This is a genomic window from Holdemanella sp. DFI.5.55 (assembly GCF_020593575.1).
GTDB classification, from domain to species: domain Bacteria; phylum Bacillota_I; class Bacilli_A; order Erysipelotrichales; family Erysipelotrichaceae; genus Holdemanella; species Holdemanella hominis.
Genome location: NZ_JAJDMK010000158.1, coordinates 1 through 1,247 on the forward strand (window position 1 = coordinate 1; position 1,247 = coordinate 1,247).

General features: G+C 37.3%; 1 protein-coding gene. It reads left to right on the forward strand.

All coding sequences use genetic code 11. From position 1 onward, the window contains the following. Window positions 1-1,247 (forward strand): phosphoglucosamine mutase (glmM, locus tag LJE08_RS13520; protein WP_227403518.1); only part of this gene is annotated, 1,247 nt, incomplete at both ends.

Consider the following 1,247-nt stretch of genomic DNA (forward strand, 5'->3'; position numbering starts at 1 on the left):
ATTGGACAATATTTAGGCTGGTATTATGGAAAAGAAAAACATGCGAAAATCTTGATTGGTAAAGATACAAGACTTAGTGGAGACATGTTTGAATTAGGTCTTGCGGCGGGTGCTACAAGCATGGGGGCTCAAGTCTATTTATTAGGTGTATGTCCAACTCCGGCTATATCTTATTTGGTTCGTAAAGAACGCTTTGATTGTGGAATCATGGTAAGTGCAAGTCACAATCCGTATTATGATAATGGAATCAAGTGTTTTAACCACAATGGAGAGAAGATGGAAGAAGAACTTCTTCTTGAAGTTGAAAAATTTATGGATGGATTAACCGATTTAGATCTAGTGACTGGAGATCACATTGGAGAATATTTCGAATGGGAAGATGGACTAGAAATCTATATGAGCTGGTTAAAAGAATGTGTTCCTGTAGATTTATCTGGCATGAAGATTCTTTGTGACTTGGCAAATGGGTCTGCGACAAGTACAGCGGTAGAAACATTGGATTCTTTAGGTGCTACAGTAGATGCCATCAGCAATTCACCAAATGGAATCAACATCAACAATAAGTGTGGATCTACACATCCTGAAGGACTACAAAGAATGATGCGTGAAGGGGACTATGATATTGGTTTGGCATTTGATGGCGATGCCGATCGTTTGATCATGGTGGATTCAGATGGAAAGCTTTGCGATGGAGACTACATCTTATATATTTGTTCTCGCTACATGAAATCAATCAATCATTTAAACAAGAATATGGTTGTCACAACGGTTATGGCAAACCTAGGTTTATATAAGGCTTTAGATGCCAATAAGATTGATTATATTCAAACGGCAGTAGGAGATAAGTATGTATTTGAAGAAATGCAGAAGAATGACTACTGGGTTGGTGGAGAACAAAGTGGACACATCATTTTCTTAGAACATGAAGTAACGGGTGATGGTTTAATGACGGCATTAAAGATTCTAGAAATCATGAAAGCTACAGGAAAATCATTAAAGGAATTAAGTGAAGGATTGTTTATTTATCCACAGTTATTAAAGAATGTGACTGTTAAAGATAAGAATGCATGTCTAGAAAGTAAAGAACTACAAGAAGTTGTAGATGCAGTTGCGAATGATTTAGGAAATGAAGGACGTATCTTAGTTCGTCCAAGTGGGACAGAACCATTGATTCGTGTCATGGTGGAAGCGAAGACAGATGAGTTATGTGCTCAATATGTTAAGCGTGTTACAGATTTCTTAGAAGA